Raw genomic sequence first — 26,382 nt, 5'->3', positions numbered from 1 at the left:
AGATCCTTGCGGACAGCTCCTGTCCTCAGCTTTCCCGGCCGCCGGCACCGGCCAGCTCCGTGGCTGAGGCGGCGTCGCCGAGTCTGCGGGCGAGCGCGCGGATGTGGTCCCTGAGCTCGGGCGGGTTGAGTACCTGGAAGTCGATGCCCTTCAGCGCGACGTAAAGGGCGATCTTGTCGAGGGAGTCGCCACCCGCGTGGAACAGGCAGCTGTCGGCGTCGCGGGGCTCGAGACGGCCCGAGGTGGGCGAGGTGTGCTCGGCGACGACCTGAAGCGGCGCGTGGAACAGGATCGTCGCCTGGTATCGGTACGGAGCGGCGGTGAGGGCGTTCGCGACATAGGCATGCGCTCCCTCGGCAGGCTCGGGCCGAGGCGTGAATCGTGGCCCGGGCCGCGGTGGTGCCGGGTCCATGCGGTCGACGCGGAAGGTGCGCCAGTCGTCGCGGTCGAGGTCGAAGGCGAGCAGGTACCAGCGCCGGCCGGTGTGCACCAGGCGGTACGGCTCGACGCGGCGGGTGCGCTGCTGATAGCCGAATCGGACGCCTTCGTGGGCCCGGCAGGCGGCGGCCAGCGCGAGGAGCAGATCCGGGTCCACGGTCGGACCGGGGCCGGTCAGCGGCAGGATGGCTGACCGCATCGCGTCGACCCGATGGCGCAGCCTGGACGGCAGGACCTGTTCGAGCTTGGCGAGCGCACGCAGCGACGTCTCCTCGATCCCGGTGACCGTCCCGGTGGCGGCGCGCAGGCCGACGGCCACGGCGACGGCCTCGTCGTCGTCGAGCAGCAGCGGGGGCAGGGCGGCGCCCGCGCCGAGCCGGTACCCGCCGCGGGTGCCGGTGGCGGACTCAACGGGGTAGCCGAGGTCGCGCAACCGGTCGACGTCGCGGCGCACCGTGCGGGTGGTGACGCCCAGCCGCTCGGCGAGCTCGGCGCCGGGCCAGTCACGGCGGGACTGCAGCAGGGACAGCAGCCGTAACAGCCGAGCCGACGTTTCCAGCATCCGCGCGCAGCTCCCTTCGAGCTGAGGAACGAAACTGTCCTCAGGAGTCTCCAGGGTGGCTGGTACCGGCCCGCGAACCGGGCCGACCGGGCTGAGCGGCAGTCCGGTCGTCCGGGCACCTCCGGAAAACGGCGAAACCACGGCGAGACCCAGATCCTCGAGGTGCTGGCACCCCCGCCGACGGCGTGCCGCTCGCCGGCGGCGGCTGGCCACCGACCTACGCCGCCCGCCGATTCGCCTGGCATACCCTCGACCACGTCTGGGAGATCCAGGACAAGTCCTGAGCTCAGTCGCTCCGCCTTCGGAGGTCGAGACGTTCGAGCGCTACCCGCCCGTATCGGGGGTGGCGCACCAGGGCCGCTCCTCGTAGCGAATGCCGTGCCGGGCGGCGATCGGGTTGATCTTCACTGGATCGAGCACTCCGCCGGTGAGGACGGTCGGGCCGGCCTCGAACAGGTCCTCGAGGTAGCGCTCCCAACCGCCGGGCGAGGAGATCTGCAGTACCCGAGGTGGTGGCGTCGAGATGCGGCGCAGCGCGTGGGGAACGCCCTGTGGAAGCAGCGTGAACATGCCAGCCGACGCCGTGTAGGTCCGGTCCTCGAAGTCGACGCCCAACACACCTTCCAGCACGTAGATGCACTCGTCCGCGTGCAGATGGACGTGCCGGGGGATGTCGGCCGCCACGGACACCTCCAGAAGGGAGAAGCTCCCGCCGGTGTCCTCGGTGCGTGCCTTGACCGCGAAGGCAGGCGGCAGGGGAACGCGGCCCGGCCGGGTCTGGGCGTCGCCAAGCATGATGAAGCGATCGTCAGGCATGGTTGGTCACCTCCAGATACGGAAAAGATCTGGGACAAGTTGTTCCGAAGATGTGGAACATCTTGCCCCGGAATTCCACGATGGGCAAGTGCCGCTGGGCGGGGTCGAACCATGAGCTAGGTCGAACCACAGGCGGGCTCGCCCCAGGACGCGAAGGGAAGCCACACCACATGGCCAGCGAGTCGACGCACTCGCCGGGAGCCGGGGCGGTTGATCCGCGTGTGCTGCGCAGCCGCGCCGCCGCCCTCGCCGCAGCCCGCGCGATCCTGCTCGAAGACGGATGGGAGGCCGTCACCCACGTCGCGGTCGCCGCCCGCGGCGGGATCGGGCGAACCACTCTCTACCGGCACTGGCCCGACACCATCGCGCTCCTGCGCGACGTGCTCCGTGAGCAGATGGAGATCGACCACACCGTTCCCACCGGCGTCCTGCGCGATGACCTGACCAGTGAGCTGGATGTGCTGCGCGGCCAGCTCCACCGACCGCCGCTGGAACGGACGATGCGGGCGGTGATCGAGCGCGCACCGACCCATCCGGCCTATGGCGAGCTCAAGGAGTTCCTGTACCAGGAGGGCTCGCGCGTCCTCGGGGAAATCGTCCGCTCCGCGGTCGCGCGGGGTGAGCTCGACGCACGGCTCGACCCCTCCCGGGCGGTCGACCAGTTGGCCGGGCCGCTGATCTACCGGCGGCTGCTCGCCGGGCAGACCTTCACCGCCGCCTATGTCCATGACCTTGTCGACGACTTTCTTCGGGCGCACCGACCCCGCTCGTGATTCAATCGATGCCGGTGGAGGTCGGCTCAGCCCGAGACAGGAAAAGATTCTCCCTGATCACGTTGAATCGCGCGCCGCACGAGCGGTACGTCCAGCGCCGGTAACCCGAGCTCCAGTCGTCCTGACGTCGACTGGCAGACCACGATCCTGAAAAGATCCGCCTTGATCTTGAACTTCTCCGCACCCCGGACCTCGCGTACCTGCTCGACGTCGAGCCGGGACGGCAGGCGTGTAACTCGGTTACGGCTACAGTAGTAGAAGGATCGCCACGTCAACGTTCTCCCGTCGAGGATCAGAACCCCGAAAGACCAGCGAGGTGGCACCGCATCCGCGGCGCCGCGCAGAAAACACGTGACGGACACGGGATTTTCGACGAACAGGCCTGCGCCCATCTCAGCCGTGACCTGGCTGACGGAATCCGGGTCGGGTGGTCTCAAGACCAGGCATTTTCAGTGCTCGCCAGTGAATTCTTGCGCCGCTCGTGGGCCGCGACCGAATTCGCCGATCGATCCCGTGGCCGACGGCGGTACCTCGACGACGAAGAAAAGGAAGATGGTTTTGGTCGAAAGATCATGGAAGCCGTCGGGGAACAGCTCACGGGCGGCCGGGTCGGGCTGCGGCTCGCCGCTGACGGAAAGACGGAAGCCGGCGGCGGTGAAGGCATCGGTCATCGCATGCAGTGGCTTGCGCCAGAACCTCATCGGGGCAGACTGCCCGTTGAGCGTCCAGTTGAAATCATAGCTGGTGGTTGCAAAGTAGTCAGGCCGAGGGTTGCGGATCGTGTAGGCCACAAAAGGATGGTCCACCGACGCGATCAGCCGGCCGCCGGGCCTGAGGACTCGCCGCATCTCGGCCAGTGTCGCCCCCCAGTCCTCCAGGTAGTGCAGCACCAGTGACGCGACCACGTCATCGAACGCTCCGTCGGCGAACGGCAGACGGTCGCGCAGGTCGACCAGATGCAGGGCTATGTCGTCACCCAGACGTTACCTGGCCAACGCCAGCATTTCGGCGCTGGCGTCGATGCCGGTGACGACCGCACCGCGATCGCGCAACGCAGCAGACAGGGGCCCTGTGCCACAGCCGGCGTCCAAGATCCGACGGCCGGCCACGTCCCCGGCGAGGTCCAACATCGCGGGGCGCTCGTAGTACGCATTCACGAGACTGTTCTCGGTCTCCGCCGAGTACGCCTGCGCAAAGCTGTCGTAGTCATTAACCCGGGCCGGATCCACGGACTGGGCGAGATTCTCGGGCACATCGGCTACTCGGTCCACCGCCACAGCCTAATAGGTCAGCTCACGCCGAACGCCTACGGTGTGAGGGCTCGGGTCAGAATGCTGGCGGCGGCCGCCCGGGAGGACACTCCGAGTTTCGCGAAGATGCGGGTGAGGTGGTGTTCGATCGTCTTTTCGCTCAGGAAGAGGGCGGCGGCGATCTCCCGGTTGCTTTTTCCGGAGCGGATGAGTCTCGCGACGTCCAGTTCACGATCGGTAAGGGCCGCGACCTGGGCGGCGGTCCGGCCATCGGCTGCGATCCGGCGGCCATTGCTCGTAGCCCGTCCACCACCAGCGGGCCGGCGGCGGCGCTCGCGCTGCCCGAGGCGGCGCAGCTCGCGGCCGGCCTGCTTCTGGTAGCCGTAGGCGCCGAACCGGGACAGATCCGCCTCGGCGTCGGTGAGCTCCACGACGGCCAGGGCCGTCTCACCGGCGGCGGCAAGCGCCCGTCCCACCACTATCCGGGTTCTCGCCTGTTCGACGGGGTTACCGGCCAGGCCCAGCAGCGCGGCGGATTCCTGGGCGAGTTTCACCGCCGCCGCGGCCTCACCCATCGCGAGGCAGACGCCGGCCCGGGCACGGCTCGCCCAGCCGGCTCGTCCGGGCAGGCCCAGGTTGTTCGCGCTCTGCGCGGATCGTTCGGCCCAGCGGCCGGCGGCGTCGACCCGTCCGCGGGCAAGCTCCGCCCGGGTCAGGACCTCATACCAGTAGGGGCGGTCCGGCAGTTCGGCTCTCGGCAGCTGGGGTCCGCCGCCCGTCGCGAGCACCAGGTCGACACAGCCGTGGGGGTCACCGGCTTCCAGCTGCGCCTCGGCGAGGAAGAGCCCGGCGGTTGTGGTCGTCAGGTGCGCGGAGCTGTCGATGGTCTCCAGTGCCCGCTGGCCGTAGCGCACCGCCGCGGCGAAGTCACCGGCGACGGTCGCGGCATAGCAGCGCAGGCCGGCGGCCCAGACGTAGGTCTCCTTGACCGCGGTGAGATGGGCGACCTCGATCGCATCGTCGTAGCGGCTGATCGCGCCCGGCACGTCCCCCTTCCACTGCAACGAGTAGCCCAGCGCGGTCAACACGGCGGTGAGCAGGTGGCCCTGCCCGGTCGTCTGGGCGATCTGGAGGGCTCGGTCGCAGTGCTCGATCGCGTCGTCGACCCGTTCGCTCAGGGCCTCCGCGAACGCGAGCCAGGTGAGGGCGTCGACTCTCGGGGACAGCCGATCATCATCGAGGTCGACCAGCATGCCGCGGGCCGTGTCGATGGCCTCGAAGGCGGCACCGGTGCTGCCCATCCGCCATTCGCCCAGCGACAGCAGGCCAAGCGCGGCCACCGTCAGCGCCGGGTCGTCGGCGTGGACGCCACCGGCGAGCGCGTTACGGGCCCAGGTCCGCGGGGCGGTCGGATCGTCGCTCCAGGTGAGGATCCCTCCGATGGCCAGCCGCAGCTGGCAGGCTTCCGCCGAGCCGGGGTCGGCGATCTGGTCGAGGGTCTCGTGCAGGATGGCCAGTGCCTCGGTGTGCCGTCGGAGCAGGTAGTCCAGGCCGGCGCAGGCCACGACCACGGCCACCCGCGACATCCTGTCCGGCGCGGCCAGCTCCAGGGCCGCCCGCAGGCAGTCGCGGCTTTCCTCCAGCCGGCCCGCGGCCCGAAGGCTGTCCGCCGCGGCCAGCAGGAGCTCTCGGCGATGGTCGGACGTCCGGGCCGTCTCGGGGATCAGCCGCAGCGCTGCCTGGAACCACCCGGCTGACGTCGCGGGATCCTGCGAGGCCACCTCCTGCCCCGCTCGGGTCAGCAGCTCGACGGCGTTGAGGTCGCCGGGCCGCGCGGACGGTTCGATGTGGTGCGCCAGCACGGCGGAGGAAGCGCCCCACGCTGCCAGTGCCTCGGCGGCACGCGCGTGGGCGCCGAGGCGCCATCCGGCTCCGGCGGCCTGATAGGCGGCCCGGCGCACGATCGGATGGCGGAACCGGAACTGGCGCGCCGGCGCGATGGGCTGGACGAGTGTGTGGGTTCGCAGTTCGTCGAGGGCGGCAAGCGCGTCGTCGTCGTCGAGATCCGCGGCGATGGCGGCGAGATCCACCTGGAAGGGGTCCCCGATGACCGCGGCGCCGTCCAGCAGCCTTCGGGCCCGCGGGCTCAGCGCGCTCAGTTCGCCGGCGATGGCCTCGCGTACCGCCGGGGGACGGGGTCCGCGTGGGCGGCGGCTTCCACCTCCGGCCGGTGCGCCAGGACGGCCGCCGCGCCGGACGACTCGCTCGACGCGCGGGCCAGCTCAAGAAGGTAGAAGGGGTTCCCGCCGCTGTCCTGGTAGATCCGGCGCCGCGCCCCCGGATGCAGGCCGGGCCGGAACAACCCATCCGCCTCCTGCTCGCTCAGGGGGGCGATGTCGAGCCGGCGGGCACTCCCGTCCCTGACCGCGGTTGCCAGCTCCGTCGCGAGCGGCGGGGGGACCTCCTCCTGGCGGAAGGCCATGGCGAGCAGTAGCTGCTCACGGACCGGATGGCGCAGCAGGTAGGACAGCATCTCCGCCGACGCCGGATCGGCCCAGTGCATGTCGTCCAACGCCAGCAGTACGGGACGGGCCTCGCTCAACGCCCGCAGCAGGGCCCGTAGTGCCCAGTGACCGCGATGCCGTTCCTCCCGCAGACGCGACGGATGCGTCTCCTCCCCCGACCCCCAGGACGGGAGGATCCGGGTGAGCTCGCGGTCGGCCTCCCGAGGAAGCGGCAGACCGGACGTACCGACCGCGGCGACGTGGTCGTCGAGGGCATCGACGAACAGCCCGAACGTGCGGTCGCGCTCGTACTCCGTCGCCCGGCCGTACAGGGTCAGCACGTCCGCGGCCCGCGCGCGAACGACCAGCTCCCGTAACAGCCGTGTCTTGCCGATACCCGGCTCACCGGCCAGGAGCAGTACTCCCGACCGGCCCTCCCGCAGAGATTGAACTGCCTGCTCAACCGCGCCGAGCTCACGCTCGCGCCCCAAAGGAACGGCCTCCCCCGCCGACATGCCCCCTATTATCGCCGATGCGACCCCCCATTCCCGCAGGGTCCGGGAATCCGGACTCGGGGGCACGTGTTCGGGATTTTCCCGATGTCGCCAGCAGGAGAAACACCGACGATCCGGCTATGCAGCCAAGCGCAGCAGCAGCAGCAGCAGGAGCCGCGTCATGACACCGTCGGCCGCAGACCACCGCATCCTGCGGGCAGTTCACCATGCACGCCAGATACCGCCCGACGATGCTTCCGGGGACACTGGTGGCGCGGGCGGCACGGGCGGCGATTCCGCTACGCCCGGGCAACTCGAACTGGCGACTTCAACCCCCTTCGACTTCCTCTTCGCCGGTCTGGCCGCGAACTTTCCCGACCACCACCTCCAGGGCGACCCGGCCGTCGTGCGGGCAGCCCTCGAACGGCTGGGAAACGCCCTGACCGAGCCGAGTACCGCCGCGGACGGGGGGCAGGCGGTTGCCGGAACATCGCCGGTCGCCGGAGCGCAGGTGGACGGACCGGCGGGAAACAGCACGATCCCGCCCGTCTACACCTACTGGGGCCAGTTCACCGATCACGACCTCACCCTGAACACCGGCGCCAACAGCACCCTCATCGGCGTCGCCAACGGGCCGGTCACTCCACTGCTGCCCACGGCGGTGGCCAACAGTCTCCGCAACGGCCGGCAACCGGCCCTCGACCTCGACTCCGTCTACGGTGGCGGACCTGTCTTCGACGACGCCGGCGCGGCAACGGCAACGGCAACGGAGACGGAGACCCCGGACGACCTGTACGACGGGGTGAGGCTGCGGCTCGGCCGCGTGGCCGAGGCCAACAACGACGGATCGCGGCCGGCGGGCGATCCCATACCGCTCGCGGCCGACGGCCTGCACGACCTGCCCCGGGACGGCTCGGTGGCGCTCGTCGGAGACGGGCGCAACGACGAGAACCTGATAGTCGCGCAGTTCCACGTCGCTTTTCTCCGTTTCCACAACGCGGTGGTCGACTGGGTGCTCGCGCACGAGCCGTACCTCGCAACCGACCGGGAGGTCTTCAACCGGGCCCGCGATCTGGTGCGCTGGCACTACCAGTGGCTCGTCGTCCACGACTATCTGAAGACGGTGGCGCTGCCCGGCGTCACGGACAAGGTTCTGCTGAGTGGCCCGCAGCATTTCGCTCCGAGGGCGGGCAAGGTCTTCATGCCACTCGAGTTCTCGGCCGCCGCCTTTCGTTTCGGGCACAGCATGGTACGGGCCGCCTACGACTACAACCAGAACTTCGGTCGGGCGGGAGGCGGGAAAGGGAAGGTACTTGATAACGCACCCTTCAGCCTCCTCTTCAGCTTCACGGGAGGCGCCAACCCGCCGTTTGTCGGGCGCACCAGTGTCCTTCCCTTCAACTGGGTGATCGAGTGGGATCGTTTCGTGGACAAGGGATCCCCCAAGCCCGACCACTTCGCCCGCAAGATCGACACCCGGCTGGCCCCGCCGCTGTTCGACCTCATCAACGAGATCGGCCCCGCGCAGGGGGTCGTGCCCGCCGACGCGGAGATCCTCAAGAGGCTCGCCGTACGCAATCTGCTGCGCGGATACCAGCTCGCCCTGCCCACCGGGCAGGCCGTCGCGGGCGCCCTCGGTGTCACGCCGCTGACCGCGGACGAACTGCTGCAGGGAAACAGCGACGAGGTGAGCGCCGCGCTGACGGACGGGGGTTTCCTGCAGGCGACCCCGCTCTGGTACTACATCCTTAAGGAGGCCGAGGTACGGGCGAACGGAAACTCACTCGGCGAGGTCGGCAGCCGGATCGTCGTCGAGACCCTGATCGGCCAGCTACGCCTGGACCCCGGCTCCTATCTGAACCAGGACAACGGCTGGAGCCCCGAGCAGGGTGTCCTCCTGCCGAACGGTGATCCAATCGTCACCATCAAGGATCTGTTCGTGTTCGCCGGTGTGCTCACCGGGCCGTGACAGCTCTCACGGCCCTCACTCCGGGCGAGCTGCTGCCTGCGTTCGAAGCCAGTACCCGCGCCAGGGAAGTCCTCGCGGAACCGCGCAACGCCTGGCGGTCGGAGCCCGAGGCACGCCGGCAGGCCTACGCGAGGCGACACGGGGTGGGCGCCGACGTCCTCGACGACCCGCCGCAGCTGGCGGCGGAACTTGAAATCGCCCTTGGCAAGGCGGATTTCCTGCCCGGAAGGTGGCTGCGCCTGGGAGCCGCCGCGGCGGAGGCCGTGGCGAGGGTCGAGGTCCCCGCCGGTTTCGGCACCGGGTTCCTCGTCTCCCCCTGGCTGCTGTTGACCAACAACCATGTGGTGCCCGACGTCGCGACGGCCGAGAACGCGCAGGTGATGTTCCGCTATCGCAACGATGCCGACGACCAGCGGACGCAGAGCGTGCGCCACACGTTGGAACCCCGACGCTGCTTCGTCACGGCGGCGGTGACCGATCTCGACTTCACCCTGGTGGCGGTCACGTCGACCGGCGACGGTGCTCCCCCGGGCAGCGTCTTCGGGTGGCTGCCCGCGATCGGAGCACAGGGCAAGATCCTCGAAGGACGTCCCGTGAACATCGTCGGGCATCCTCAGGGGCGCCCGCGGGAGATCTCCGTCCGGAGCAACCTGTTGCTGGCGGTCGAAAGCACGACCCGCCTGACGTATCAGGCCGACACCGATCGCGGTTCGTCCGGTTCCCCCGTCCTCAACGACGAATGGGAGCTCGTCGCCCTGCATCAGCGCGGTGGTGGGCTGATCGACGGCCGGCCCGTCGGCAACGAGGGCATCCGGATCTCGGCGATCGTCGAGAAAGTACGCACGATCGCGCGCGCCGTTCCAAAAACGGCCGGCGTCGACGCGAACGCCCTGCTCACCGAATTCCTCGACATCGGATGGACGCGATGACCAACCAGTTCAAAGCTCTGTTGACAGACGTACGGATCGGCGGGCACCCGGACTTCGACCGGGTCGTGATCGAATGGGACGGACCTCGACCCACCGTGGACGTCAGGTACGTGCCGGAGGTGTTCCAGGACGGATCCGGCGACCGGATCCCGCTGAAGGGGCGCGCTTTCCTGCACGTGACACTGCGGCCCGCCGACAGCGTGGACGACAACGGCAACCCGACGGTGACGCTTGCGCCGCCGGACATCCGAGATCTCGCGGCGCTGCGGCAGGTGACAAAGCCTGACGTCTTCGAGGGGATCGCCGGCTGGGGCATCGGGGTCGCGGCCCGGACGCCGTTCGAGGTCCGACCGTTCGAATCGCCTTCCCGGATCGCGATCGACGTCACCCACACCCCGCCCGGTACCGGCAACCAGCTCCTGCAGGTCGGTGCGTTCGGCGCCGCGGTGGCGACCTGGCAGTGGCGGCTACGCCTGGCCCTGCACCGGGACCTGACGGTCGATGAGGCGTTCGGGCCGCTCACCCAGGCCGCGACCCGCGACTTCCAGAGCAGCCACGGGCTTGTGGTCGACGGCGTCGTGGGCCCGGTGACGCGGGCGCGGATGCGCAGCGCCCTCAGTCTCTAAGCCGTGCGTTGCCCAGGGACCGGGCGAATCCCTGGGCACCGTCCTTCCCGGGCACCGTCCTTCCCGGGCACCGTCCTGCCTGCGCACCGTCCGGCGGTCATCGGCCACCAGGCGACGCCGGGCACTCTGGCACGCCGACTGCTTGCCGCCCTCGGCAACTTCGTAGATCCTGTAAGGATGCCGGACGGCCAGGTGGGGGATGCGGCCCGACGGATCCTGACGCAGGTGGCGCCGTGACGCCCCACGGGTCAGCCGCGGTCAGTGCGGCGTTCGGTGTCGCGGTGTACGTGTCCGCGCAGGCACGGCCGGCGGTGGACGCGGTCCTCGCCCGAACCCCGGGCATGGCGGTCATCCAGGCGGACGAGCCCGGCCCGGACGGCTGCCGGCGGATCATCGTGGACGCCGACAGCGGGCCGACACTGTCCTGGCTGGTGGAGGCCCTCCGGGAAACCCTGGGCGCTGACCTGCTCCGGACCGAGGATCCGGTGTTCACGGTCGCCTCGACGGGGAAGCTGGGCCAGCAGCTGCGGGCGTCGACCGCGACCGGGCGGGACCTGGCGTTGCTGGATGCCGACGCGGACCGCCGGGTGATCCGTCATCTGGTCGCCCATCCGGGGCAGGTCGACAGGTTCAGCGGCCGGGCCCGCCGAGTCGCGCTGCTCAGTGACGCCAGCGCGGTGCTGGACTTCGAGTCGTTGCCAGCGGAGGCGGCGCTGCCAGCCGTCGAGTCGCAGGCAGCCCACCTGCACCGGGAGACCGGTCTGGACGTGGTGCCGATTCCGCTGTCGGCCTGTGGCCCGGACGAGCTCGCCGCGATGATCCGCATGATGGCGCCGGGGTTCGGTGCGTCGGTGCTGGTCCACACGCACGTCCGGCACATCGACGCCGTCCGCGCCACGCTGCGGGCCGCACCCGCACCGCACCCCGCATCGCAACCCGCACCGCACCCGGTGCTGCTGGACGCGATCAACGACGGTCTCGCCGTGGCGGCCGTGGCGGCCGCTCTGAACCATCTGCGGCGCCGGGGCGTCGACCCCCGCCACGCCCGGGTGGCAGTCGTCGATCCGCAGCGCGGCGGGGATCTCGCCGGTCTCCTGCTGGCCGCCGGGATCCACGACCTGCTGCTGTACGACCCGGTCGCCTACGGGGTGACGCTGCTGCACGAGCTCGCGGGCCGTCTCGATCTCCTCGTCGACCTGATCGGCCTGGCGGCGCCGCCGGAAGGCCCCGCGCTACTGCGGGTCCGTCCCGAATCACCACCCCTGCTCCCGCAGGCGACCGACGGGCCGCGGCCCCTGCACGCGCTGCCCGGCCTGCTGCGCGCCGCGGTCACCGCCCACTGCCCGATCAACATGGCCGCCCGGGTCGCCGCGGTCCACGCCATCGCCGCCCAGGCCCCCTTCGGCGCGCTGCTCCCGCGGCCGGACCACCCCCAGCTCGCCCCCGCCGTCGCCGACGCCGCCCTGCGGGCACTCACCTAGCTCGGTGCCAGACTGTCCGGGTGACCAGCTTGCCGGATGGGTCTGTTTCAGAACCGTTCTGGGGCCACTCCGGGGCGGTGTCCGCGGTGGCGGTGACACCCGACGGCCGCTCGGTCATCAGCGCGGGCAGGGACGACGACACGGTGCGGATCTGGGACCGGTCGACCGGACGGGAGCGCCTGCGCCTCACCATCGGCGGCTCCTCCGTGATGGCGCTGGCGGTGACGCCGGACGGACGGCAGGTCGTCGGCGGCGGTGGCGATGGCACGGTACGGATCTGGGACCTGGACACGGGACGACAACGCGCCAGCGTGACCCATTGGCTGGAAAAGCCCTCGGACGGATCGGCGGGGCTCGTCGACGAGGTGTCGGCGGTGGTGGTCACCCCCGACGGCCGGCGGGTGGTCAGTGCCGGGTGGCGCGGGCCGATCCATGTCTCGGACCTGGACAGCGGCCAGCTGCTGACGACCATCGGCGTCGCGAGCGTGCTGGGGCTGGCACTCACCCCTGACGGAACGCATCTCGTCATCTCCCAGATCGCCGATGGCTGGGTACTCCAAATAAATGACCTCGCCACCGGTCGGCGGGTCGCCGAACATGCCTTCGAGTCGCTGGGCAGGTTGGCGCTGACGCCGGATGGCGCCCAGATGGTCGGCGGCTGCGCCGACGGAATGGTGCGGGTCTGGGATCTGGCCACCGGCCGCGAGCAGGCCTGCCTGTATCCCACAAGGCACGCGGAAGGCACGGAAGGCACGGAAGATTCGGACCGGGCGCCAGGGCTGACGGCGATGACGTCGTTGGTGCTTACCACGGACGGCAGGACGGGCGTCAGCGGCGGCTACGACGGGCTGGTTCGGGTCTGGGACCTCGCCGGCAGCCGGGAACAGGCCAGCCTGAGCGGTCACCACGGTGCGGTCCTGGCCGTGGCCCTCACCCCGGACGGCCGGCAGGTCGTCAGCGGGGGCGCGGACGGGGTGGTGCGGCTGTGGGACCTCGCCGACGGTACGGAGCGGGCGGCCCTGACCGGTCACACCGGTGAGGTGTCCGCGGTCGCGTTGACGCCGGATGGCAGACGGGTCGTGACCGGCGGTGGCGACGGCATGCTGCGGATCTGGGAGCTGGAGACCGGCGAGGAGCAGGCCCATATCCCTCCCGGGGAGATACCGGCGACATCACGGGCGCCTTTCCTCGGACCTGACCGGATGTCGGCGCTGGCCGTGGCGCCGGACGGCCGGTGGGCCGCCAGCGGCGACCTCTCCGGGGCGCTGCGGATCTGGGATCTCGCCGGCGGCCGCCGCCTCGGGTGTCTGACCAGCGACGGCGTCCCGGTGTGGGCAGTCGCCGTCACTCCCGATGGCCGACGGATCGTGACCGGCCACGGCGACGGCACGGTCCGGCTCTGGGAGCGGAACCCGGACTGGGACCGGAACCGGGATGCCGGCGAGGACCGGGATGCCGCTCGAGAACAGACACGTCTCAGACGCCGGCGGGCGCTCTGGGAGCGGCTGTTTCCGGGTCGGGAGACGGCGGTGACCGCGGTAGCAGTGACCCCGGACGGCCAGCGGATCGTCTGCGGTGATCTGGACGGAACCGTCTGGGTGGCGGACCTCGACGGCGACCGGCAACGTCGTCTCGGGCGGCACCGAAACTGGGCGTCCGCGGTGGCCGTCACTCCGGACGGCCGGCAGGCGGTCAGCGGTGGCGGCGACGGGACGGTGCGGCTGTGGGACCTGGCCCGCGCCCGTGGCCGTGGTCGTGGCCGTGGCCGTGGCCGTGGACAGGCCCGTCTCACCGGACATGTCGGCGACGTGCGGGCGGTGGCGGTGAGCCCGGACGGATCGCAGATCGTCAGCTGCGGGGGCGCCGGCGGCCCGGTGGTGCGGACGCTGGGCGGCGACGGGACGATCCGGATCTGGGACCGCGCCAGTGGCCGGCAACTGGCCTGCCTAACCGGCCACACCCACGGGGTCACGGGCGTGGCCATCACCCCGGACGCCGCCGAGATCGTCAGCGTCAGCAGCGACCACACGATCCGGGTCTGGGACCGGCACAGCCTGACGCAGGTCCGAGGCGGCGTCTCCGGTGATCACTCGGCCGCGGCTAGCCTCCCGCCGGTTTCTTCAGACCGTCGATGACGACGTCGAGCAGGAGGGCGGTGCGGCCACGGAAGGCGGCATGTTCGGCCATCGACGCGACGGCTCCCACGAGCGCGAAGACGTCCGGGCCGGTGATGTCAGCCCGGACGGCGCCGGCCTGCTGGGCGTTCTCGACCAGGCCGGCGCCCGCGTTCTGCAGCGCCGAGCAGGACGCGAACAGCGCCGACGTCGGGTCCTGCAGGGTGGCGACCAGCGAGGTCGGCAGACCGCGGTAGACGCTGGCGCCGGCGGCGAGCTCGTGGAGCCACCTGGTCAGGGCCTGCTCGGGTGGGTGGGTCTCGCTCAGGCGGCCGGCGAGCTCCACGAGCCGTTCGAAACCCTGGCGCAGCAGCGTCTCCAGGAGCGCCTCGCGGGTCGGGAAGTGCCGGTAGAGGGTGCCCAGACCGACGTCGGCGCGACGGGCGACGTCGCGTAGGGATGCCTGCACGCCCTGCTCCGCCAGCACGACGGCCGCGGTGGCGAGGATGTGGTCGTAGTTGCGGCGGGCGTCCGCGCGCCGGTCGCGGTGACCGGGCGAGTCCGGTCCCGCGCTCATGCCGGCCGCCGAGGTTGAAATCGGAGCAGTGCTCCGTCTAGCATCCGGAGCACTGCTCCGGAATGTGGTGACCTTCGCCCGACGATCAGGAGACGACCTCGCATGAAAACCATCCTCGTGCACCGCCCCGGTCCGCCCCGCGAGCTCCAGCTTGCCGACGTCAGCTGTCCGGAGCCCGGCCCGGGCGAGGTCCTCGTGCGGGTGCACGCCGCCGGGGTGAACCCTCCGGACTGGTACGCGCGGTCCGGGCTCGCCTCGATCCCCGCGGAGCTCCGACCCGTCGTCCCGTTCCCGTTCACACCGGGGACGGACGTGTCCGGCGTCGTCACGGCCACCGGGCCCGGCGTCACCGCCTGGTCGGCGGGGGACGAGGTCTTCGGGCTGCTTCGCTTCCCCACCGAGATAGGCGCGCCGAAAGGCTACGCCGAGTACACGACCGCGCCGGCCGCGGAACTCGCGCGCAAGCCGGCCGGAATCGACCACGTCGAGGCCGCGGCGGTCCCGATGGCGGGGCTCACGGCCTGGCAGTTCATCCGGGAGCATGCTCGGGTGACCCCCGGGAGCACCGTGCTGGTCAACGGCGCCGCCGGGGGCGTCGGGCACTTCCTCGTCCAGTTCCTGCGCGTTCTCGGCACCCGGGTGATCGCCGTCGCGTCGACGCGGCACGAGGAGTTCCTGCGTGGGCTGGGCGTCGACGAGTACATCGACTACACGACAACCCAGGTCACGGACGTCGTGAAGGACGTCGACGTCCTGTTCGACACCGTCGGAGGGCCGAACGCCCATCGCCTCACCCCCGCGATCAGGGACGGTGGCGTGCTCAGCCCTGTGTTCTACGGCGACTTCGGCGAGGAGGAGCTGGCCCGGCGCGGCGTCCTGATTCGCAGCGGCCAGGTCCACTCCGCCGGTGACCAGCTGGCGGAGATCGCCGCCCTCCTCGACGCCGGTGCGGTGCGGGTCGGCATCGACGGCGTCTACCCGCTCGCCGAAGCCTGGCGGGCACACGAGCGGGCCGAACAGGGCCACATCCAGGGGAAGATCGTCCTGGATGTGGCCGAGCAACCTTGAGCCCTCCCCCGCAACGCCAGCCCCACATGATCGGGCGCCGGACGTCAGACGCCGGACGTCAGGCGGCGGACGTCAGGCGTCCAGCTGGCGGCGGAGGCGGGTGCGGGCGCGGCTCAGGCGTTGCCGGACGGCCGCCGGGGTGATCCGCAGAACGCCGGCGATCTCATCCGCGGTCAGGTCGTCCCAGCAGGAGAGGGTGAGAACCAGCCGGTCGGCCTCGGCGAGCCGCGCCAGCCCGGCCCGGACCTCGACGGCCTCGTCGGTCATCACGTCATCAGCCATCGCAGCGCCGGTCAGCGCCTCTCGAGCCGGTACGACCGTGGCGAGATGGTCCCGCAGGCGGTCGGCGAGCGCGGCCCGGCGGGTCTGGGAGCGGCGGTGGTTGGCGAGCGTGTGGCGGGCCACACCGAACAGCCAGGCGGCTGCCGCGTCGTCGTCGGGCGGCAGGTCGCCGACCCGGCGCCAGGCGGTCATCAGGACGTCGGCGAGCAGGTCGGCGGCGTCCGCGGGCGGATCGACGCGACGGGCGAGAAACGCCAGCACCCGCGGGCCGACCGCGCTGACCAGACCGGTGAACCGCTCCTCCACCAAGGCCACCGGGCCTGGTGCGGCCATCTCCGGGTCCGTCGCGGATGTGGTTCGGACGGACGGCGACGTCGCGCGGAACGACGATGTCGCCGGGAACGCGGCGCGGGTAAGGCTCTCACCGGTCACGGGGTGGCACCGATCCAGTCGGCTTCGCAGTTCGCCGCCAGGTTCTGCCGCACCGGGCCCTCGTCGCCACGCGCCGCCGCGTCGGCCACATTGCGAAGCCAGTCCCGAACGCCACCGCCGTCGGTCGCGACGACAATCGGCCAGGACGCCATACCGCCCATCACCTCGACCGCGCGGTCGACCCGGCCGCTGTCACCCGCCTGGCGGGCGACGAGCCATTCATAGTCCCAGACACATTCCGCGTAGAACGCGAAGGCCGCCCGGACCCCGGTGACCTGCATCAACCCGCCTTCCCGCTGGCCGTTCGCGACGTTGTTGTCGATAACGGGCTGCCAGCTGCGGCCAGCCGGCAACGGGATGTCGGTCGGTTGCAGCGATTCCATGACCTCCCGGAAGTCCGAGGCGCGGGTGTTGAGCCATTCGCTGGTGTCGTTTTCCGTCATCCCCGGTGAGCCGAACATTCCCGTTCGCGCGACGAGATCGTCGCCGAAGGTGAACGCCGCAGTGCCCAGCAGGGCCAGGGTCGCCAGTGTGGCGACCAGCACCCGCCGCCGTCTTGCTCCGGCCTGATCCGCCCAGGTCGGGTTGTGGCGCGGAGCCCGGGTGGTCGCCGCGCGGTGCGCGGATCCGGCGGAAGGCTCGGCACGCCCGGTCCGTACCACCGCACTTGCGAGCTCGTCGACGAGGCGGCCGACGTCCTCGCTGGTGGTGAAGTCGGGCCCGAGCGGGTCCGCGGCGCGCACCCGGCGGTTCAGTTCACCGCCTTCGGGACGATCGGCTCTGCGCAGCCTCATCCTGATCAACCTCCGCTGTCGACGTGGTCGGCTGACCAGAACATGTCCGGCACATCTGCCGGTGTGACACCGCCGCCCTCAGCGGCATGGCCCGATGCGGGATGTCACCATCGCAGCGTGGTTGTACATGCCGGCGCGGTGGCCGGGGCGGATGTCTTTACCAACCAGCGCGAGTACCCGCTCAGGTTCGGGTGGGGCGGTGAGGATCTCGCGGTACTTGCCCGGGCTGGATGTGTCCTTGTCGTCGTCGACGTCCTGAGGTTCAGCACCGCGGTGTCGGTCGCCGTCGCGCGCGGTGCCCGGGTGTGGCCTTATCGCTGGCGCGATGCGTCCGCACGCGGGTTCGCGGTGGAGCATGGCGCGGCGCTGGCAGGTAGCCGGGATGATCCGTCCAGCCGGTGGTCGCTGTCGCCGGCGAGGCTGACCGCCATCCCGGCCGGTACGCGGCTGGTACTGACGTCGCCGAACGGGGCGACGCTGTCGGCACGGGCCCAGGAGCTGGGTGCCGCCGCCGTGATCGCCGGCTGTCTGCGCAACGCGGCGGCGGTCGGCAGGTGGCTCGCCGAGCGGATCAGCGCGGGGCAGGCCGTGGCGGTCATCGCGGCCGGGGAACGTTGGCCGGATCCGTCCGGCACCCCGCACCTGGGTCCGTTGCGGCCGGCGGTGGAGGATCTGCTCGGCGCCGGCGGCATCATCGCGCGCACCGTTGACGCGGGGGGACTACCGACGTCCGCGGTGTCACCCGAGGCACGGGCGGCGATGGCGGCGTTCCGCGCCGCGGCGGCGGACCTGCCCGGCGAGCTGATGGCCTCGGCCTCCGGCCAGGAGCTGCGGGCCCGGGGCTGGGATGACGACGTGCTGTGCGCGGCACGTGCCGACACCGACGACGTGGTGCCCATCCTGCGCGACGGCGCCTACGAGCGCAGCGCCGCAGGCAGCTGAGGCCGGCTGGGATCCGGCCGGGTCACGCCCGTCGGCGAGAGCCTCATCACCGCGATATTCGCGCTGGCGGACTGGTCCCGGGAACATCGGGATGCCATCGCCGCTGCGCGGCAATCCTGGGACGAACTACACGGGAACGTCTCCGCCGCCACCGCATGAAGCCGGGCCGCCCAAGCCACCCAGGCCGCCCAAGCCACCCAGGCCAGGCAGGCCAGGCAGGCCAGGCAGGCCAGCGGGTTCTCAGCGGTCGCCGGCAGATCCACGGTAGAGAGGTACGAACCAGACCGGGCGCTGTCCCGTCAAAGGGCCATGGCGATGATGACGCACCGCGGCTTCCGGCTGATGGCGGCCGCAGTTCCCCTGGCCGTCCTGGTGGTCTCGACCGCGGCGTGTACCGAGACCAGCGGCGACGGACGCGGCGACCGACCGCGAAGCCGGCTGACCTACGCCCCCGGCACCACCCGGACCCCACCCGCGCCGCGCGGTTCCCTTCCCGGTGACAGCGCCGACAGCGTCGCCATCCGGGTGGATGTGCTCGGAGGCATGGTCACTGTGGACATGCAGGCCGTCCGTCTGCCGTCGGTGGTCGTCTACCAGGACGGTCGGGTGATCACCCGGGATCCGTCGCCTGCCGGGGGGCCGGGCCCTGCGCTGCCCGCACTCCAGCTGCGGCGGATCTCGGCTGCGGACGTCCAGAAGCTCGTCGACCTCGCCGTCGCGGCCGGTGTCGGCGGCGACCGGGACTTCGGCCAGCCGCGGATCACGGATTCGTCGACTACCAGGTTCACCGTCCGCACCGCGGATGGCGTCCGGACGACGTCGGTCTATGCGCTGTCCGAGTACACGCCCGCGATGGGTGGATCCGAGCTGACAGCACGGCAGCGGTCCGCGCGGGAGGCGCTCGAACAGCTACAGGACGCGCTGACCGACCTGCCGACCACGCTCGGCCCCCGCGCGGTCAGCGAGCCCGAGCCGTACACGCCGGCCGCCGTGGCCGCGTTCGTCGAGCCGCGGCCCGAAGGCTGCCCGTCGGCGCCGTCCGGCGGTGGTCCGCTCGCCGGATGCGACCCCGCGACCGGCACGGGCGTACCTGCCTGGCCAGGACCATCGCTTCCGGGTGAGCCGTTCGGCTCGCTCACCAGGACAACCTGCGCCACGGTCAGCGGCGACCAGGCACGGGAGCTGCTGGCGGTCGCCCGCACCGCGGTGAGCACCACTCGGTGGACGTCCGATGGCCGGCAGTGGATGGTCAGGTTCCGCCCGCTGCTGCCGGACGAGACGGGCTGCGCGGACCTGCTGCCGTGAGGTAGCGGGGCGTGCCACCAACCCGCCCACACCGACAGCCGCAGCTCGCAACCGCAACCGCAACCGCAACCGCTGCCGCAGCCGCAGCCGCAACTCGAAGATCATCCGAGGATTTTGGTCGTTCCAGCCGCCAAGATCCTCGGATCTTGCTCAGCAGCAACGGCAACCCGAAGTTCGGGGTTCTGCGCCGGCTGTCAGGTTGCAGGCTTTCAGACTGCGGGTGGCCATGCGCCGGCATGCCAGTGCTGTACCTCCAGTGCGGCCGCGACCGGGATGAGGTTGTCGGCGAGCGGCACCGGTAGCAGGCGCTCGGCGCGGGCGAGCCGGCGCAGCAGGGTGTTGCGGTGGGTGTAGAGCCGGCCCGCGGCGGCGGTGGCGTTACAGCCGGCGGCGACGAAGGTGCGCACCGCCTCACGAAGCTCGGGCGGGGCGGTGGCGAGATCCCCGAGGGCGCCGGCGACGAACTGGTCGGCGCGTTCGCGGTCGGTGGTGAGCAGCGCGACGAGCTCCACATCGGCGTAGGTGGCGATCTGGCGGGGCGCGCCCAGCCGGGCCAGCATCCGCTGCACGGTGAGGGCGTCATGATGGCTGCGCCGGAACCCGTCGAGATCGACCCGGCGGCGGCCGATCGCGATGCGGGCGGCCGGGATCTCGGCGGCCGTGGCGTGCAGCCGGGCGAGGTCCGGCTCGCCGTGGACCCAGACCCAGCGGGTCGCGGCACTGGCGAGCACGGTCAGCGGCCGGGGGTCACCGGCGGCCACGGCGAACAGGTCGGCGGCCCGGTCGAGGGCGGCGAGGTCGATGTCGGGGTCGTCGCTCCAGATGACGGCCGCCCAGTGCGCGCCTTCGAGGCGATAGCCCAGCCGCTGCTGCGCACGCTGCGGGGAGAGCGGCGCCCCGTCCAGCAGCAGGGTGACGGCCTCGCGGCGCTCGGCGTGGGTGCCGTGGGTGAGGTCGGCGCGTTCCCGGTCCATCTGGGCGGCGATCGCGTCGACGGTGTCCTCGATGTAGGTGGCGATCGAGCGGCAGGAGACGTCCAGCAGGGCCCGCAGCTCCTCCGGGTCGGAGGTGAGGGTGAACACGATCTCGATCCAGTAGCGCAGGGCGACGCTCTGACCGGATCGATAGGCGCCGAGCATCGCGTCGTCCAGGCCGCGCCGGACCAGGTCGCGGGCGACCGCGAGCGGCACATCCCCCAGATCGGCCGGCACCCGCTCCCCCGGGGCGCGGATGTTGGCCGCCGCCCAGTAGCGCAGGTTCGCGCGGTTGCTGCGCCGGATGGCCGCGGCGAGGACCGGGTCCTCCGCGACCTGCTGGCGGGCCGGGCCGGCCAGGGTCGCCGCGTCGAGCTCGTCGAGCCAATCCGGATTGGGATGCAGCACCAGCTCGGCGCCGCGGCGTAGCAGCTCGCGGATCCGGCTGGACGGAAGGTCCCAGGACACGACCCGAACCTACGGCAGGCAGTGCAATCTGCACCAGTTTCCATCCAGGATGGTGCACTTCATCCCTGGTGAATCGCGCGCTGCGGCGACACCATAAGTCCCCATACGGTGCTTGATACCGGCTGGGAGGTCACCGAATGTCGCCGAACTCCGACTCCGCCGCGCACGCTCGCGGCTCTGTCGAGCGCACGCGCGGCCTTCCCGAGCACGTCGGCCTTCCCGAGCACGTCGACGTCCTCATCGTCGGGGCGGGGATCTCCGGTATCGGCGCCGCGTACTACCTGCAGCGGGACCATCCTCGGCGCAGCTACGCGATCGTGGAGGCACGCGGGGCGATCGGCGGCACCTGGGATCTGTTCCGGTACCCGGGTATCCGCTCGGACTCCGACCTGCACACGTTCGGCTACGAGTTCAAGCCGTGGCGCGGCGACGGAACGCTCGCCGGCGGCGACGAGATCCTCACCTACCTGCACGACACCGCGGCCGAGTTCGGCATCGAGAGCAGGATCCACCTTCGGACGAAGGTGGTCGGCGCCTCCTGGTCGTCACCCGACGCGCGTTGGACCGTCGAGGTCGAGGTCGAGGTCGGCAACGGCGGCGGCGGTGGTGGTGAAAGCAGCGGTGGTGGTGGTGAAGGCCGCCGGTCCGGGACCCGCCGGACGCTGACCTGCTCCTGGCTGTTGTCCGCGACCGGCTACTACCGCTACGACGAGGGCTACACCCCGCGGTTCGAAGGCCGGGAACGGTTCCGCGGGCAGATCGTCCACCCCCAGCACTGGCCGGCGGATCTCGACTGCACCGGGAAACGGGTCGTGGTGGTCGGCAGTGGTGCGACGGCGGTGACGCTGGTCCCGGCGCTGGCCGCCACCGCGCGGCACGTGACCATGCTGCAGCGGACGCCCACCTACATCCTGCCGATGGCCAGCAGGGACGTGCTGTCCATCGGGCTGCGGCGCGCGGTCGGCGCGGAGCGCGCGCACGCGATCATCCGCCCCCTCTACATTTTTCGCCAGCAGGCGATCTGGCGTTTCTGCCGGCGGTATCCGACGGCGGCCCGCCGCATCCTCCGCCGGCTGACCAGGATGCTGCTGCCCGCCGGTTATCCGGTCGACGAGCATTTCAACCCGCCGTATGACCCGTGGGATCAACGGCTGTGCATCGCCCCCGGTGCGGATCTTTTCCGGACGATCGGTCGCGGCGCGGCCTCGGTCGTCACCGACCGGATCACCGAGTTCACCGAGGACGGTGTGCTGCTGGAATCCGGCCGGGAGCTGGCGGCGGATGTCATCGTCACCGCCACCGGGCTGAACCTGAAGTCGCTCGGCGACGTCAGCCTGGCTGTCGACGGAGAGCCGGTGCGGCTGCCGTCCACCGTCTCCTACAAGGGCCTCATGCTTTCCGGCGTGCCGAACTTCGCCTACCTGGTCGGCTATACGAACTCCTCCTGGACGCTCAAGGTCGGCCTGCTCGCACAGCACCTGTGCCGCCTGCTGGCCCATATGGACGCGAACGGCTACGACACGGCCTGCCCGGCGGTCACCGGCCCAGCACTGAGCACCCAGCCGTTCCTCGATTTCGGCGCCGGCTACATCCAGCGTTCCATCGACGAGCTGCCCCGGCAGGGCGACCGGGCACCGTGGCGGACGTCGTTCGACTACTTCGGTGATGTCAGGCTGCTGCGGCGGATGCCGGTAGAGGACGACGAGCTGCGGTTCACCCGAGCCCGGCAGGCCCAGGCCCAGGCCCAGGCCCCGACGCTGACACCGGCGTCGGCATCGGCATCGGCATCGGTACTGACAGCAACCCCGGCATCGGTACCGGCCTCCGCCGGGCAGGACGAGCGGTTCTGCGACCTGCCCAACGGGATGCGGCTGTGCTATCGGATCGACGAGCCGGACCAGTCCGACCAGTCCAGCCAGAGCGGCCAGAGCGGCCAGAGCGGCCAGAGCGATCCCGGTGGCACGGTCCCGGTGCTGTTGATCGCCGGGCTCAGCCTCGACCTGGCGTCCTGGCCGGAGTCGATGGTGGCCGGTCTGGTGTCCGGCGGCCTGCGGGTCATCCGGTTCGACAATCGTGACGTCGGTCGGACGACGTTCCCCACCGCGTCACCACCGCCGCCTCCGCCGGGCCGGGCCCGGCTGCTGCTGGCCCGCCCCCGCCCCGACGCCTACAGCCTGGTCGCCATGGTCGAGGACACGGTGGGGCTGCTCGACCAGCTCGGCGTCGCCCGCGCCCATGTCGTCGGCATGTCGATGGGCGGCATGATCGCCCAGTCGCTCGCCGCCCGCCACGGGGAGCGGGTCGCCACCCTCACCTCGATCTTCTCGACCACGGGTGCGCGTCAGGTCGGGCAGCCGGCCCGGTCGACGCTGCGGCTGATGGCCGGGCGCCCGCCCCGCGACCGCGAGGAGGCCGTGGCCCGCCACCTGGCGCTGCTCGGGCATATCGGGTCGACCACCTACCCGCCCGATGTGGACGTCGAATCCGACTGGGCCGCCCGGGCCTGGGACCGCGGGCCGGGACCGCGGGGACGCGCCGGGGTCGCCCGGCAGATCGGCGCGATCCAGGCCTCGGGCAACCGCACCGCCTCGCTCGCCGCCGTCACCGCGCCGACCCTGGTCATCCATGGCGACGCCGATCTGATGGTTCATCCCAGCGGCGGCCGGGCCACCGCGACGGCGATCACGGGAGCGCGACACGTCGAGATCACCGGTCTGCGCCATCACCTCGCACCGGGCGTCGTCGACCAGCTCGTCGAGCTCATCACCGACCACACCGGCACCGCCCGCCCGGCCAGCACCACCCACCCGGCCGGCGAAGCCCAGGCGGCCGGCAACGCCCGAACCGCCTGAACCGTTTGAACCGCCTGAACCACCCGGCCGGGAACGGCCCAGCACGGAGGAGAAGCACCCTGACCAGCATCCACGGCAAGGTCGCCGTCGTCACCGGTGCCGCCTCGGGTATAGGCCGGGCCCTCACGCTGGGCCTCGCGAGCCGGGGCGCCCGGCTCGCCCTTGCCGACGTCGACGACGCCGGCCTCGCTGAGACCGCCGACCTGGTCAAGGCGGCCGCCGGTGCCGACGTGCCCGACCTGCACACCAGCCACCTCGACGTCAGTGACCGCGCCGCGGTGGAGGCCTTCGCCGCCGAGGTCAACGCCCGTTTCGGGACCGTCCACCAGCTCTACAACAATGCCGGAATCGCCGGCGCCGGTACCACGATCCTCGACTCCGACTGGACGGTCTTCGAGCGCGTCCTGTCCGTGAACCTGTGGGGTGTGCTGCACGGCACCAAGGCGTTCCTGCCGTATCTCATCGCCTCCGGCGACGGCCACGTCATCAATATGTCGAGCCTCAACGGATTCATGGCCCAGCCCGAGCTCGGCCCCTACTGCGCCTCGAAGTTCGGGGTCCGGGGTTTCACCGAGACCCTGCGCATCGAGATGCTGCAGGGGAACCATCCGGTGCGGGTCACCGTCGTCCACCCGGGTGGAGTGAAGACCAACATCGCCAACGCCGCGCTGGAGGAGGCCCGGCGCCGGAACCTGGAGATCACCGACGATCAGGTCAACCGTGCCCGCCTCTACAACGAAAAGCTTCTGAGACTTCCCGCGGAGAAGGCCGCGACCATCATTCTGCGGGGCGTCGAGGAGAACCGGCCACGTATCCTCGTGGGCACCGACGCAAAGATCACCGATGCCGTGGTGCGGCTTTTGCCACGACAGTACCCGGCTCTGGCACATCGTCTCCTGCGCCGCGCGCTCCGCTAGGCCCCACACGTTCCGCGGGCATCCGTCGCCGCGCGGAACCGCCGTTCGTCCCTACCATGGTCTGGTGGGGGGACACGCGTTCCGGCTGAGGCGGCTGCGCACGGACACCGAACTGGCCGCGTTCACCGCACATTATGCCCGATATTCTGGATATTCCGTCGAAATCGAATATCTGCGTTCTGCGCGTGTCTTCGCCACCTTCGACGGCCCCGATCTCGTCGGCGGCTTCGTACTGAACGTGACTCCCCCCTTCCGCACTCTCACCCGAATTCCGCAGCCGGCGCGGGCCCGCTGCGAGATGGAGATCGACGAAACAGACACCCAGGAGTTCACCTGCGCCTGGCTCGCGCCGCCCCTGCGCCGGAGCTGGCGTTCCCTCCTGTTCTGGTGCCATGTACTGCACCAGGGCGGAAAGGTCGGCAGACACAGTGTCATCATGGGCACCGAGGTTCCCGCGCTGCGCGACTTCTACCACCACAGCAGGCCGCGGCCGTTATACGTCGGGCCGGTCGTGGTCGACGGCGTCGAGAAGACCGGATGGGTTTACCAGACGACGCTCGAAAAGCGCTACTTCGGCATTCTGCGGATAGTGCGGCACAGGCTGGGCAGGGCACTGAGAGAGCGGCTGGGCCTGCCCGCCAGGAGGCCAGGGCCACGAACCGAGGGGCGGATGCCGGTGCGGATGCGGGTACGGGCGCCGTTCAGGACGTCGGCGGCCGGCAAGGCCGTTCTCGCCCAGGCGGCCGACGGCGGGTGGGCGCTGGTGACAGGCGCGTCGTCGGGCATCGGCCGGGCCTATGCCGAAGCTCTCGCCACCCTCGGCGTGGATCTGATCCTGACCAGCGACGACGCGGAGAACCTGGTCCGGGTGGCCGCCGCGCTGCGCGCCGAACACGGCGTCCGGGCGGTCGCTCATCCCCTGGATCTGGCCGATCCCTCCTTCGTCGACAAGCTGCCGGGCCTTGTCGACGGGCGGCGTGTGGACGTGCTGGTCAACAGCGCCGGAATCGGCATCAAGGGACTGTTCACCGCCGCGGACGCCGCCGCCTACACGGACCTGGTCCACCTCAACATGCTGGCTCCGGTGCTGCTGACCCGAGCCGTCCTGCCCTCGATGCTCGGTCGCGGCCGCGGGGCCGTGATCCACATCGCCTCGGTGAACGCCCTGGCACCAATCGGGCACAGCGCCGTCTATTCGGCGGGAAAGGCATTTCTGCTCTCGTATGCGACGGCCGTATGGCACGAGAACCGTGACAGCGGTGTCCTGTTCCAGACCGTACTGCCCGGAACGACGGCCACGCCCTTTCAGGCACGCTCTGGAAGCACCCGCCTGCCACCGTGGACACTGACTCCGGAGGTCGTCGCCGCCGGTTCACTGGCCACCCTGGGCCGGGATCTCGTGCACGTTCCCGGACTGATCAACCGTGCCTACCGAGCCATCGGCGCGGTTCTTCCCCTGCGCACGAAAACGGCTACGGCGACCGCCGTGATGCGCCGAAGCCTCGGCGTCTGACAGTCGACCGGCGGGCGAGGAGAGACACACCCGCCGGTCGCACTCGATGCCCACGCCGTGCTTGATGCCCACGCCGTGCTTGATACCCACGCCGTGGTGGACGTCATGACCCTGAAGTCGCACCGACGGCGAGCCCGGTGGCGGCGTCGCCGTCGAAGCGCGCCGAGATCCGGCCGGTCTGGCCCTCGCGCCGTAGGCGTGGCCTGCGTGGTCGACGTCCACGCCATGCTCCAGCTGGTGGCCGACCCGGCAACCCGAACAACACCCGCCGGCTACCCGGTCAACCACCACTCGAAGAGTGG

The 26,382-nt window shown here is 71.0% G+C and carries 21 protein-coding genes and 2 pseudogenes; 13 read left to right on the top strand and 10 right to left on the bottom strand.

What is annotated here, in order from left to right; translation table 11 throughout:
* Positions 1-25: 25 nt before the first annotated feature.
* Both FREUN1FDRAFT_RS04400 and FREUN1FDRAFT_RS04395 read right to left on the bottom strand, forming a co-directional pair.
* Positions 26-1,000 (bottom strand): YafY family protein, encoded by a 975-nt coding sequence (locus tag FREUN1FDRAFT_RS04400; RefSeq protein ID WP_006538744.1) that lies wholly within the window; start codon positions 998-1,000, stop codon positions 26-28.
* 324 nt (positions 1,001-1,324) lie between these two features.
* On the bottom strand, positions 1,325-1,816 hold the full coding sequence (locus FREUN1FDRAFT_RS04395) for a cupin domain-containing protein (protein ID WP_006538743.1): 492 nt from the start codon (positions 1,814-1,816) through the stop codon (positions 1,325-1,327).
* A gap of 170 nt (positions 1,817-1,986) precedes the next feature.
* Here FREUN1FDRAFT_RS04395 and FREUN1FDRAFT_RS04390 point away from each other — a divergent pair, with 170 nt between their 5' ends.
* Positions 1,987-2,589 (top strand): TetR-like C-terminal domain-containing protein, encoded by a 603-nt coding sequence (locus tag FREUN1FDRAFT_RS04390; RefSeq protein ID WP_006538742.1) that lies wholly within the window; start codon positions 1,987-1,989, stop codon positions 2,587-2,589.
* Positions 2,590-2,615: 26 nt separating this feature from the next.
* Here the strand turns inward: FREUN1FDRAFT_RS04390 and FREUN1FDRAFT_RS41000 are convergent, their stop codons facing one another.
* The 4 genes and pseudogenes from FREUN1FDRAFT_RS41000 to FREUN1FDRAFT_RS04375 form a co-directional block, all read right to left on the bottom strand.
* Positions 2,616-2,981, bottom strand: coding sequence for a DUF2550 family protein (locus FREUN1FDRAFT_RS41000; RefSeq protein ID WP_006538741.1), 366 nt, complete (start codon positions 2,979-2,981; stop codon positions 2,616-2,618).
* A gap of 57 nt (positions 2,982-3,038) precedes the next feature.
* Positions 3,039-3,860: pseudogene (locus tag FREUN1FDRAFT_RS44940) on the bottom strand (class I SAM-dependent methyltransferase).
* Between the two features lie 35 nt (positions 3,861-3,895).
* On the bottom strand, positions 3,896-5,929 hold the full coding sequence (locus tag FREUN1FDRAFT_RS04380) for a LuxR C-terminal-related transcriptional regulator (RefSeq protein ID WP_006538738.1): 2,034 nt from the start codon (positions 5,927-5,929) through the stop codon (positions 3,896-3,898).
* A 65-nt stretch (positions 5,930-5,994) separates the two neighbouring features.
* A complete protein-coding gene (locus FREUN1FDRAFT_RS04375; protein WP_083828541.1) occupies positions 5,995-6,858 on the bottom strand; it encodes an AAA family ATPase in 864 nt (287 codons plus the stop codon).
* Between the two features lie 160 nt (positions 6,859-7,018).
* Here FREUN1FDRAFT_RS04375 and FREUN1FDRAFT_RS04370 point away from each other — a divergent pair, with 160 nt between their 5' ends.
* The 5 genes from FREUN1FDRAFT_RS04370 (at position 7,019) to FREUN1FDRAFT_RS04350 (ending at position 13,977) form a co-directional block, all read left to right on the top strand.
* Positions 7,019-8,806, top strand: coding sequence for a heme peroxidase family protein (locus FREUN1FDRAFT_RS04370; protein ID WP_006538736.1), 1,788 nt, complete (start codon positions 7,019-7,021; stop codon positions 8,804-8,806).
* On the top strand, positions 8,803-9,735 hold the full coding sequence (locus FREUN1FDRAFT_RS04365; protein WP_006538735.1) for a serine protease: 933 nt from the start codon (positions 8,803-8,805) through the stop codon (positions 9,733-9,735). The genes FREUN1FDRAFT_RS04370 and FREUN1FDRAFT_RS04365 overlap by 4 nt, the downstream gene beginning before the upstream one ends.
* Positions 9,732-10,361, top strand: coding sequence for a peptidoglycan-binding protein (locus FREUN1FDRAFT_RS45835; RefSeq protein ID WP_006538734.1), 630 nt, complete (start codon positions 9,732-9,734; stop codon positions 10,359-10,361). The genes FREUN1FDRAFT_RS04365 and FREUN1FDRAFT_RS45835 overlap by 4 nt, the downstream gene beginning before the upstream one ends.
* A 233-nt stretch (positions 10,362-10,594) precedes the next feature.
* Positions 10,595-11,842 (top strand): hypothetical protein, encoded by a 1,248-nt coding sequence (locus FREUN1FDRAFT_RS04355; RefSeq protein ID WP_006538733.1) that lies wholly within the window; start codon positions 10,595-10,597, stop codon positions 11,840-11,842.
* Positions 11,843-11,862: 20 nt separating this feature from the next.
* Positions 11,863-13,977 carry a WD40 repeat domain-containing protein gene (locus tag FREUN1FDRAFT_RS04350; protein WP_083828539.1) on the top strand — a complete coding sequence of 705 codons (2,115 nt, stop codon included), beginning with the start codon at positions 11,863-11,865 and terminating at the stop codon, positions 13,975-13,977.
* Here FREUN1FDRAFT_RS04350 and FREUN1FDRAFT_RS04345 read toward each other — a convergent pair.
* Complete coding sequence (locus tag FREUN1FDRAFT_RS04345) at positions 13,943-14,533, bottom strand: TetR/AcrR family transcriptional regulator (RefSeq protein WP_006538731.1); 591 nt, start codon at positions 14,531-14,533, stop codon at positions 13,943-13,945. The genes FREUN1FDRAFT_RS04350 and FREUN1FDRAFT_RS04345 overlap by 35 nt on opposite strands.
* A gap of 102 nt (positions 14,534-14,635) precedes the next feature.
* Here FREUN1FDRAFT_RS04345 and FREUN1FDRAFT_RS04340 point away from each other — a divergent pair, with 102 nt between their 5' ends.
* Entirely contained in the window at positions 14,636-15,601 is a 966-nt protein-coding gene (locus tag FREUN1FDRAFT_RS04340) for an NADP-dependent oxidoreductase (RefSeq protein ID WP_006538730.1), read from the top strand.
* A gap of 72 nt (positions 15,602-15,673) precedes the next feature.
* On the opposite strand, the gene FREUN1FDRAFT_RS04335 is transcribed toward FREUN1FDRAFT_RS04340, so the two are convergent.
* Both FREUN1FDRAFT_RS04335 and FREUN1FDRAFT_RS04330 read right to left on the bottom strand, forming a co-directional pair.
* Positions 15,674-16,315: an RNA polymerase sigma factor gene (locus FREUN1FDRAFT_RS04335; RefSeq protein WP_006538729.1), complete on the bottom strand. Its 642-nt coding sequence runs from the start codon at positions 16,313-16,315 to the stop codon at positions 15,674-15,676.
* The gene (locus FREUN1FDRAFT_RS04330; protein WP_006538728.1) at positions 16,312-17,109 is read right to left on the bottom strand and encodes a hypothetical protein; all 798 of its coding nucleotides are present in this window, start codon (positions 17,107-17,109) and stop codon (positions 16,312-16,314) included. Before FREUN1FDRAFT_RS04330 ends, FREUN1FDRAFT_RS04335 begins: the two co-directional genes overlap by 4 nt.
* 117 nt (positions 17,110-17,226) lie before the next feature.
* On the opposite strand from FREUN1FDRAFT_RS04330, the gene FREUN1FDRAFT_RS04325 reads away from it, so the two are divergent.
* Entirely contained in the window at positions 17,227-18,051 is an 825-nt protein-coding gene (locus tag FREUN1FDRAFT_RS04325) for a 2-phosphosulfolactate phosphatase (protein WP_232295037.1), read from the top strand.
* A gap of 315 nt (positions 18,052-18,366) precedes the next feature.
* A complete protein-coding gene (locus FREUN1FDRAFT_RS04320; protein ID WP_006538726.1) occupies positions 18,367-19,356 on the top strand; it encodes a hypothetical protein in 990 nt (329 codons plus the stop codon).
* A gap of 209 nt (positions 19,357-19,565) precedes the next feature.
* On the opposite strand, the gene FREUN1FDRAFT_RS04315 is transcribed toward FREUN1FDRAFT_RS04320, so the two are convergent.
* Complete coding sequence (locus tag FREUN1FDRAFT_RS04315) at positions 19,566-20,798, bottom strand: CdaR family transcriptional regulator (protein ID WP_006538725.1); 1,233 nt, start codon at positions 20,796-20,798, stop codon at positions 19,566-19,568.
* Between the two features lie 239 nt (positions 20,799-21,037).
* Here FREUN1FDRAFT_RS04315 and FREUN1FDRAFT_RS47905 point away from each other — a divergent pair.
* The 4 genes and pseudogenes from FREUN1FDRAFT_RS47905 to FREUN1FDRAFT_RS39465 all read left to right on the top strand — a co-directional run.
* Positions 21,038-22,537 (top strand): annotated as a pseudogene (locus FREUN1FDRAFT_RS47905) (flavin-containing monooxygenase); the annotation flags it as partial.
* 126 nt (positions 22,538-22,663) lie between these two features.
* Positions 22,664-23,650, top strand: a complete 987-nt coding sequence (locus FREUN1FDRAFT_RS47900) for an alpha/beta fold hydrolase (RefSeq protein WP_369809770.1) — start codon at positions 22,664-22,666, stop codon at positions 23,648-23,650.
* Between the two features lie 59 nt (positions 23,651-23,709).
* Positions 23,710-24,567: an SDR family oxidoreductase gene (locus FREUN1FDRAFT_RS04305; protein ID WP_035949961.1), complete on the top strand. Its 858-nt coding sequence runs from the start codon at positions 23,710-23,712 to the stop codon at positions 24,565-24,567.
* 64 nt (positions 24,568-24,631) lie between these two features.
* Complete coding sequence (locus tag FREUN1FDRAFT_RS39465; RefSeq protein ID WP_006538722.1) at positions 24,632-26,080, top strand: SDR family oxidoreductase; 1,449 nt, start codon at positions 24,632-24,634, stop codon at positions 26,078-26,080.
* Positions 26,081-26,382: the final 302 nt, after the last annotated feature.

The sequence above is a fragment of the Parafrankia sp. EUN1f genome, from assembly GCF_000177675.1.
In the GTDB taxonomy this organism is placed as follows: Bacteria; Actinomycetota; Actinomycetes; order Frankiales; family Frankiaceae; genus Parafrankia.
This window is presented reverse-complemented; position numbering and strand designations above follow the sequence as displayed.